We start from the raw sequence: 8,180 nt of genomic DNA, 5'->3' as shown, positions 1-8,180 counted from the left end.
TGGAAGTCATGCACGAGCGCAACGCTCACAACTTCCCCTTAGACTTGGCTGCTGGTGAGTCGGCCCCCGTGGCTCTGACTGCTCCTTCCATCAACGGCTAATTTAGATGTTTCTAAATTAGACTTTGAGAACAAGGTCTAAGATTTAAAAGCGCCCTCCCCTCGCGGGAGGGCGTTTTTTATTGGTATGGATATAGATGAGTCCGCGCCCCATACCTCATTTCCCGTGCCGAATTTTCCTAGACGATCGCCTTTTGATATTGCCGATACGCTTCTTTATCGAAACAGACGAAGAGCACCTGTTGCGGGGTATCCTGCTGTTTGAGGAACATCACTACGGTTTCGATCGCGATTTTCGCCGCCATATCGAGGGGGCAGCCTAACGAACCAATTGCCGGAATGGCGAGAGTTTGTACGTTATTTTGCTGCGCTAGCTTCAAGCAGTTACGGTAGCATTGAGCCAATTGCTCGATCTTTTCTAGTCGTCCTTGACTCCAATCCGGGGTCACGGTGTGAATCACCCATTTTGCCGGTAGGTTGTAGCCGGGGGTGACGCGGGCTTCTCCGGTTTGGCAGGGAGGAAGTTTGTCGCAGGCTTGGCGCAGTTGGGGACCAGCGGCGCGATGGATTGCCCCATCCAAGCCACCGGTTCCGGAGTAGTCGGGGGATGTGCTGTTAACGATCGCATCGACTTGTTGCTCGGTAATATCCCCCAGAACCGCGGCCAGACGATGCTTGACCGCTTTTTTGAACTGGCGCAGGTAGTACTCGGAACTCCCCGATTGGTGCATACTGCGCGATCGGGCGTGGGATTGATAGCGGGCGGCTTTGCGAGACCGCCTAACCTGTCCGGCATTAAGACTACTCTTTAAACTCCGAAAGGCTTCCGCTTCCTGTGCCCTTTTTGGAGATGCCGGTGCCATTGCCATAAAATCTGTTTGAGCGCGCTCGAGTACCTCACTTGCCCCACCGTAATCGCCGCGATCGATATATTTAACTGCTTCCGCTTTTGCCCGCGCCGCCTCTAGCAACGCCACCTGTTCGCGCACCTCGTCGCTGAAGGGTAACTCGTCTAAGTGCGCTTGCGCCATGGCTGGTAACTGTAACGACACCCGCATCGTCTGCCGTTCTGGGAGATCGGGATCGTCCCAGGAAAGGCGGAAATGACACAAATCCATGGCTTCGGGGGTGGGAGGAATTTTCAATCGCAATGCCACAATAAAGGGATTCCCCAGCATCAAATTGGGCAACTGATACTCACCCTGGCGAGAAATTTCAAAATCATTGAACACATCCAACAATTCCACATCCCCCTGGGGTTCCACCCGCAATCGGACGTTGCGCCCGCAGGTGGCGATGATGCCCTGGAGTTCGGTGCCGAAAATATCGGGCAAATCCTCCGGGGTGTCGATGTAATAGTAGTTGCCATCGCCGCAGTTGGCCATGGATTCGAGTAAATCTTCGTTGTAATCGTCGCCGACCCCCATGGTGGTGGTACTCACCCCCCGTTTTGCCAGTCCCCGCACGTCGGAGGCGATGACATCGGGATTAGTTTCTCCCCGATTTGCCAGTCCGTCGGAAAGTAAGATGACGCGATTGAGGTGTTGCGGGTTCAGGTGTTGGGACACTTGCACTCCCCCTTCTACCCATCCGGCGTGCAATGCCGTCATGTTTCGGGGTTGGATGTTTTGAATCTGGCGGATAATTGTTGATTTCTGGGTGGCTAGAGTACTGGGAACGAGGGTATCGATGCGATCGTCGTAGATGGTGACGCTGATGCGATCGCTTCCCAGGAGTTGCTCGACGGCATAACAGGCGGCTTGGCGAGCGTACTGGATTTTTGCCCCGCGCATGGAACCGGAGCGATCGATAACCAATCCTAAGTTTAAAGGGGGACGCTCCCGATCTCCATCGGGTTCGGGGGGAATAATTTTGAGCAGTACGTCTTGGGTGGTGGCAATATCGGTACCGACGGCATCGCGCAAGGGAATAATTTGAATTTGAGTCTGAATTTGAGGCGTTCCGGTCATTTTAACCTCCGATTTTTAGCAAAGGTATGCAGGATTTGGGTCAGATGTTGCAGCAGATTCTGTTGTTCCTGGGGGCTACCGGGATAAGTAAAGTCCTGGCGAATGTGGAGTTCTAAGCCCGGGAGAACTTCGATTCGCGTCCACTGGGTTGAAGTTGAAGTTGGAGTTGGAGGGGCGATCGCATTTCGTTCCGAGACAGTTCGCGATCGCATTTTTGGAGATGAAGGAACGGGAGATGGACGAACCGGGTTTGAGGGAGATTGGCGTTGTTTGATTTGTTGCAGGAACCCCAGCGCCGGGTTGGCAGCAGTTACAGTCAGTTGCACTCCCCCTTCTAGCAACAGTTCGAGATCGGCGTTTTCCTGGGTTTTCGCCAAATCCCCGATCGCTTCCGCCCCATATCCTTCGCTCAGCAGTCGCCGCACCACCAGCATTTGCAGAAAGTGGCGATAGGTGTACCGCGCTTCCCGTCCCTGTTTGAGGGGTTCGTCGATCGCGCCCAAACTGGTGTAGTGCCGCACCAGGCGGGGGGTGACTTCCTCCCTAACGCGGGTGTTGGCGGGGTTTTCGGGCAGGAACTGGGGCAACCAGCCGTTGAGGATGGCGACGAACTCGCTCAGAGTCCATTGAGGTTGCGATCGGGCGAGCTGTTGCAAGGAGTCCATAGAGCAGTCAGCTATTAGCTTTTAGCAGTCAGCAACAACCATACCCTGCTTAGCGTCTGAGTTTTTCCTTGGTTTAGCATTACTGCTATATTATCGATGATATTTATTTCAGTTTAAGCTGTCAATATCAACTTGAATAGTTTTTTTTAGCGATCGAGTCTCGACGATGCTTCATCGAGCCATGTCGGGATTCGAGAGCATGTGAATTCCTGAAATATTGGGTTGAAAGTATGACTTAAAAATTCCCCATTCCGAATTCCGAATCCCCCTAAAATCGAAACGTCGTCCGAATCGCACCGATGAAGAGATTGTCGTTATTGCGATCGTGTTCGGGATTGGTGACGAGGAAAAATCCGGGGGTAATGGAGATGCGATCGCTCACCCCCAACCGGTAAAATAGCTCGAAGTGCAGCGATGTATCCGGGTCTTCCCCCAAGGGCAAATCCGTTCCCGACACCAGTTTCGGCGGTTGCCCGAAGAGAAACGCCAGCAAATCCCCCTTGCGTCCGAAGGGGTCGGAATAGCCCAAGCCGACGAGATAGGTGGTGGTGGTAGCGGAAATCTGGGAATCGATCGCATCGGTAAACGTCCACCCTCCCCAGGTATTCACCGTCAAATTCTTCGCCAAGCGCCATTGCAGCGTTCCCGTAATCCCCTGAATCTGGGCGGGGGCATCTAAAAAAGAGGCAGTGTCAGCGCGGAAACTGCCGCTAAATACATCCAAGCGACCGTTACTCGAATAGGCATTGACGTAGGCAACCCCCGCTAGGATATCCGCGGTCGGCTTGAGCAACAATTGTACCCCTGCCGCACTGCGATCGGCCGCGAACAACCCTCCACCCCCCTCGGCATCGCTGGTATCTCGGGTTCCGTAGGCCACCTGCAAGCGGACGGTATCGGTCATCAACCAGTCGAACCCCACCCCCGCATCCAAACTGCCGATCTTGAAAATAGGGCTGGCTTCCCCAAACCGAGACAACGCCCCCCGTCCGGCATCGAAGTAAGGAGAGTTCGCCGTCAACACGTTGCTGAGACTGAATCCTACGGGTCGCAGGGTAAAGACGACTCGATCGCCCAACGCCGCAAATCGATACTCCAGCTTATCCAGGCGCAGGTCGTTATCGGTATCGCTTTGCAACGACAGCAGGGCCATATCGGTATTAAAGGCCTCGGGATTGGCAAACCCCCGTTCGCCAAAATTACTGCTAGTCAGTTCCAACCGCAGTCGATCTTTGCCCGTAAACGAACTGACGATACCCAATCGCGTCAAGTGAGTGAAGGTGAAATTAGCGTTGCCCTCCCCCGGTTCTCCCCCAGTTCCGCCGCTGAAGGCAAAAATGGACTCGCCCCCCAGAATCGCCGTGGGGGAAAATTGTCGGGCTTCGAGTTCGGCGGTTCGGGCTTCGAGGACATCGACGCGCCCGCGCAAGGTGGCCAGTTCGGCGGCAAATTCCCCTTGCAATCGTCGTACCGTATCGATCTCTTCGGGCGACACCTCTGGGGGTGAGGAGTTGATTAAGGCGATCGCATCCAGACAAGCGTTCAATCCAGCCGCAAATTCGTATCGCGTCAGAACTCGATCGCCCCGAAACCGCCCATCGGGATACCCTTTCACGCAGGCGTACCGTTCGATGAGGGATTGCAGCGCTTGATATGCCCAATCGCCAGGTTGCACGTCCGAGAGTTCCGAGACGGAAACGATCTGAGCCAGTCGATCGGGTTTGAGAGAGTCGAAATCTCCAGACTGAATGGGGCGAGGAGCGGTTTGATGTGGTTTTGGCTCGAACTGAGGTTTTGCAGCTTTTTGCGGCGCTCGATCGATGCTAGCGGTGGCTGCGATCGAATTTGGATAGGGATTATAGGAGCGATCGGGCGGCAACCCCCAAGATACGGTTGCCAGCATCGGGCTAACCCACCCACAGACGATCGAGCTGAGTAAAACGCGGTTCATAACTCTTTTGGCAGAAAAGGGGGAAGGGTTAAGGGTTAAAGGGAAAAGAAATTCGTGACTTCGGCATCGAAATTGTTTGAATTTCCGATCTCCATCCGATGACAATTATTAATTAACGCTATGTGCAACTTGTTTATCCAAAACCTGACCGCACGGGGGAATGGGGAATGGGGGATTTTTCGACTCGCTCACCATATGGCGAGGGCAAAAAGATTACACACCGCGTAATTATTAATTGTTCATTGTTCATTGCCTTCAGCAATCTTCCCCTAACAGCATACTGCCGCACCCTCCCGAGGGGCCATCGCGCAGGAGAGATCGCAAATCGAAGGTGAAGTCTTCGTAGATATCGTCGATCGTATCGGCTTGTTCGATTTCCTCAATTCCCGCTTCAATCGTTTCGGGATCGACGGGGGGCGACTCGAAGGCCAGTTGCAATCCTTCGATTTCTGCTTGTTTGAGAAAGTGTAGGGTTTGCATCCCGCAACTGTTGTGGGCACTTAAATTGGGATCGAGGCAATAGGCATCTTCTCGCGCCCGTCCCCGTCCGTGAATGCCCACGAGTTCCCCAAACTCATTTAACACCGGGCCGCCGCTCATGCCCCGTTGGGTAGTATTGTCGTAGAGAAGGCTGTATCCCCCATCTTCCGAGGGTCGGGTGAATGACTTCGTCAGGTCTCCCGCTTCAGTTTTGCGCACGCGCAGAGTGCTTTCATCTTCGGGATTGGGCCAACCGGAAATGTAGAGGGGGTCTCCCGATTGGAGTCGATCGGATTTGCCCATCACGCTCACGGCATAGTCGCGATCGCTCTGAAACTCAACGATCGCCAAATCGAATCCCTCGATGGTTTCCCCCCATTCCCCCTCTTCTTCCCCAAAGGGATAAATATTGGCTTTGGTCTCCACATCATCGACGAGATGCACTTCTCCATCGCTAGTACGAACCCCGTACAACACATCTCGGGTGCGGACCACATGTAGTGCCGTCAATACGTAATAGGTATTGCCTCGTCGCGCGACGATCGCCCCAGAACCGGGATTCCATTCCAATCGCGCTTCCAAATCCCCTTTTTGCAGACCTTCGGCAACGATGACGGTGGTTTGAGAGGCGATCGCTTCTATTTCCGTTTCGCTTAAGGGTTCTGCCGCATCCGTGGCTTCGAGGGCATTGGGTTCGAGGGCGACAGTCAATGCCACCGCAACGCTCAAGATTACCCGTCTGAGGCGAAACGCGCTGCGGGTGTTCGGGCGGAACTGGGGAAACAGTTTAAAGAACATTTCCAGAGTATCGAGTCAGACCTATCGAGTCCAGAGTATCGGTCAGAGTTCAGCAGAGATTAAGCGATATGGGGCGACATTACGAGTTTTGACGCGAGTTGCAACCTAGAACAGCCCCTGGACGAGTTCATCTAAATCCACGTAGAGCTTTCCCCCCGACTCTTGAATTTCCACACCAGAAACGCGGCCGGAGAGGTTTTCTAATACATTATTGGGATTTCGGGCATTATCGCCGCTGAGGGTAAATAAAAGATTATCGTTGTTACAACCCAATCGAGTACTCTCAACGGCACAAATCACAGACTGACGGTTCACTCGTCCTTGTGTCAGGTATAAACCGTCGAGGCTATAGTCATTGTCAGCTAACAGTGCATTCAGGCGATCGGTCACATCCGCACACCGACGGGCGGGAGGAAATCCCGAATCGCTGAAGGCAACGCTGGTCCAGACGATCGCCGGATCGGAAACCTCCCCATCGCTGCGCAGGGCGATAGTATAGTGGATGCCGTCATCGGTGCGACATTCAAACCCACTGGGTTGGTCTTGAGCGATGCTGGCTTTGGCGATCGCAAACGGTAACTGTACCGCGATCGCGCTGGCGAGTACGAAACGAACTATCCCTTTCATGCCAATTATTAAGTAGCTTGGAGTTACATCCAATTATGACGCTCGTGCTTCCAAAAAGCTCCCGATTCAATCGATAAGATTGTAGATTGGCGCGGTTTTTTGGACACTTCTTGGACCATTCACGATCGGAAAATTAACGCCACGTATAACTGAATACCTCCTTTAGCCGTGAGAGAGCAGAAAAATTTTCCCTTTTCTCCTTCCCCCTTATCGCCGTTCGCACTTTTTCAGTAATGGGGAATGGAGAATGGAAAATACCTGTTTCTTCAATCGTATAAATAAACTAGCGCTAAGCGCTATAACCTTTGTCCTTGCGCGATCGGGTTTCGGTTTATCCAAAATTGACGTTCGTAAAAAATGCGAGCAAAATGCTCGCACTCGCGGTTCAACGCAAAGATCGCGTCAAAACTAATTGTCAACAACCGATTAACTTTGGTTGGCCTGGCGATACTCTTCAAAAGATTTATAGTAAGTTCGATCGTCGTGCAGGTGGCAGCGATCGCTAATTTCCTTCATCAACGACCAAGAAAACTTCGATTCCACCAAATGCTCGCCCCAATTTTCCTTCAAGCTGTGATGGGCTTTGCGCAGGTTGTACCAGGGAATCGCCGTGGAGATGTGGTGGGGAACGTGAACGTTAATATCGTGGCAGAGAAATTCTACCCAAGCCGGATATTCGCAATGGACGGTTCCCGCCAGTTGGGCGGAGGCTTCGTGCCACTCGGCAGTGTGTTTGAAGGGAATCGAGGGGATGGTGTGGTGGACGATGGTGAAGGTACTCATCCAGAAGTGGTAAACCAACCAAGGCAGGGCCCAGAATTTGATGAATCCCCAGGGACCAGTGATGGCAATCAGAAGCGATAAACCGATGGTTCCGGTGATGAGGCTAAATAGAGCCGAAAACTTGAACTGTTCTCGCTGGCTGCCTTCGAGGTCGCGCCAGTCGAAATGATTGGTCGCCCAATGACCGATGGAACCCACCCACCAGAAGCGTCCGCGCACGATGCGATAGGCCCATTTCGTCTGTTCTTGCAGCGCTTCGTAACGTTCGGGGCTGAAGGGAGTCCAAGCGTTATCGATGTCTAAATTGTTGGTATGTTTGTGGTGGCGATCGTGCTTGATTCGCCAACCGTGAAAGGGATAAATCAAGGGCAGCAACATCAAATGTCCGACCCAGTTATTCACCCATTTGCGATTGGAAAACGAGCGATGCCCGCAATCGTGACCGATGACGAACCATCCCGTCAGCGCCGTCCCCTGGAAAATCCAAATCAGCGGCAGTAAATACCACGGTGCCACCGCTAAAGCCCAATAGCCCAAACCGACGAGTAGAACGTTGACGATGAGTTTCGTCCAGGCAATGCGAGGATTTTTGATGAAAATTTCTGGGGGCAAGGTGTTGATAATATCTCGAATTCTGACACTAGAATCGAGTTGAGGGGGTTTGGATGTTTCGGGATTCGAGCTAATAGCGGTCATAAGGAAAATTATCGGGTTTGAGTGATGTTTAGATAAGGTTCCGATCGAAATTTTTGAGTGGAAAAGGTTCGATTGAAAAATCGAGCATAGAAAACCAGTACTGACAGCTGGTACGCAGTCAGTTCGTTAGAGCATGGGGATATAAACAGAT

General features: G+C 52.7%; 7 protein-coding genes. 1 reads left to right on the top strand and 6 read right to left on the bottom strand.

The features are described from left to right. A partial coding sequence (locus tag AC2215_RS21510) for a photosystem II protein D1 (protein ID WP_486810536.1) occupies nt 1-101 on the top strand: 101 nt, incomplete at its 5' end. Between the two features lie 137 nt (nt 102-238). Here the strand turns inward: AC2215_RS21510 and AC2215_RS21505 are convergent. From AC2215_RS21505 to AC2215_RS21480, 6 genes are all read right to left on the bottom strand, one after another. Then, nucleotides 239-2,029, bottom strand: a complete 1,791-nt coding sequence (locus AC2215_RS21505; RefSeq protein ID WP_486812064.1) for a macro domain-containing protein — start codon at nt 2,027-2,029, stop codon at nt 239-241. Next, nucleotides 2,026-2,694, bottom strand: a complete 669-nt coding sequence (locus tag AC2215_RS21500; RefSeq protein ID WP_486812063.1) for a MerR family transcriptional regulator — start codon at nt 2,692-2,694, stop codon at nt 2,026-2,028. Before AC2215_RS21500 ends, AC2215_RS21505 begins: the two co-directional genes overlap by 4 nt. Nucleotides 2,695-2,962: 268 nt before the next feature. Beyond that, nucleotides 2,963-4,645 (bottom strand): iron uptake porin, encoded by a 1,683-nt coding sequence (locus AC2215_RS21495; protein ID WP_486812062.1) that lies wholly within the window; start codon nt 4,643-4,645, stop codon nt 2,963-2,965. 255 nt (nt 4,646-4,900) lie between these two features. Continuing rightward, on the bottom strand, nt 4,901-5,923 hold the full coding sequence (locus AC2215_RS21490) for a S1 family peptidase (RefSeq protein ID WP_486812061.1): 1,023 nt from the start codon (nt 5,921-5,923) through the stop codon (nt 4,901-4,903). Nucleotides 5,924-6,028: 105 nt separating this feature from the next. Then, complete coding sequence (locus AC2215_RS21485; RefSeq protein ID WP_486812060.1) at nt 6,029-6,550, bottom strand: COP23 domain-containing protein; 522 nt, start codon at nt 6,548-6,550, stop codon at nt 6,029-6,031. Nucleotides 6,551-6,976: 426 nt separating this feature from the next. Then, nucleotides 6,977-8,029 carry a fatty acid desaturase gene (locus AC2215_RS21480; protein ID WP_486812059.1) on the bottom strand — a complete coding sequence of 351 codons (1,053 nt, stop codon included), beginning with the start codon at nt 8,027-8,029 and terminating at the stop codon, nt 6,977-6,979. Between the last annotated feature and the right edge of the window lie 151 nt (nt 8,030-8,180).

The organism is Zarconia sp. (assembly GCF_057467645.1).
The sequence above is the reverse complement of the archived record's forward strand: the minus strand, read 5'-3'. Positions and strand labels throughout refer to the sequence as shown.

Excerpts from the sequence above, each read along its gene's own strand:
- AC2215_RS21495 (WP_486812062.1), bottom strand. The coding sequence starts at position 4,645 with ATGAACCGCGTTTTACTCAGCTCGATCGTCTGTGGGTGGGTTAGCCCG.
- AC2215_RS21500 (WP_486812063.1), bottom strand. The coding sequence starts at position 2,694 with ATGGACTCCTTGCAACAGCTCGCCCGATCGCAACCTCAATGGACTCTG.
- AC2215_RS21485 (WP_486812060.1), bottom strand. The coding sequence starts at position 6,550 with ATGAAAGGGATAGTTCGTTTCGTACTCGCCAGCGCGATCGCGGTACAG.
- AC2215_RS21505 (WP_486812064.1), bottom strand. The coding sequence starts at position 2,029 with ATGACCGGAACGCCTCAAATTCAGACTCAAATTCAAATTATTCCCTTG.
- AC2215_RS21480 (WP_486812059.1), bottom strand. The coding sequence starts at position 8,029 with ATGACCGCTATTAGCTCGAATCCCGAAACATCCAAACCCCCTCAACTC.
- AC2215_RS21490 (WP_486812061.1), bottom strand. The coding sequence starts at position 5,923 with ATGTTCTTTAAACTGTTTCCCCAGTTCCGCCCGAACACCCGCAGCGCG.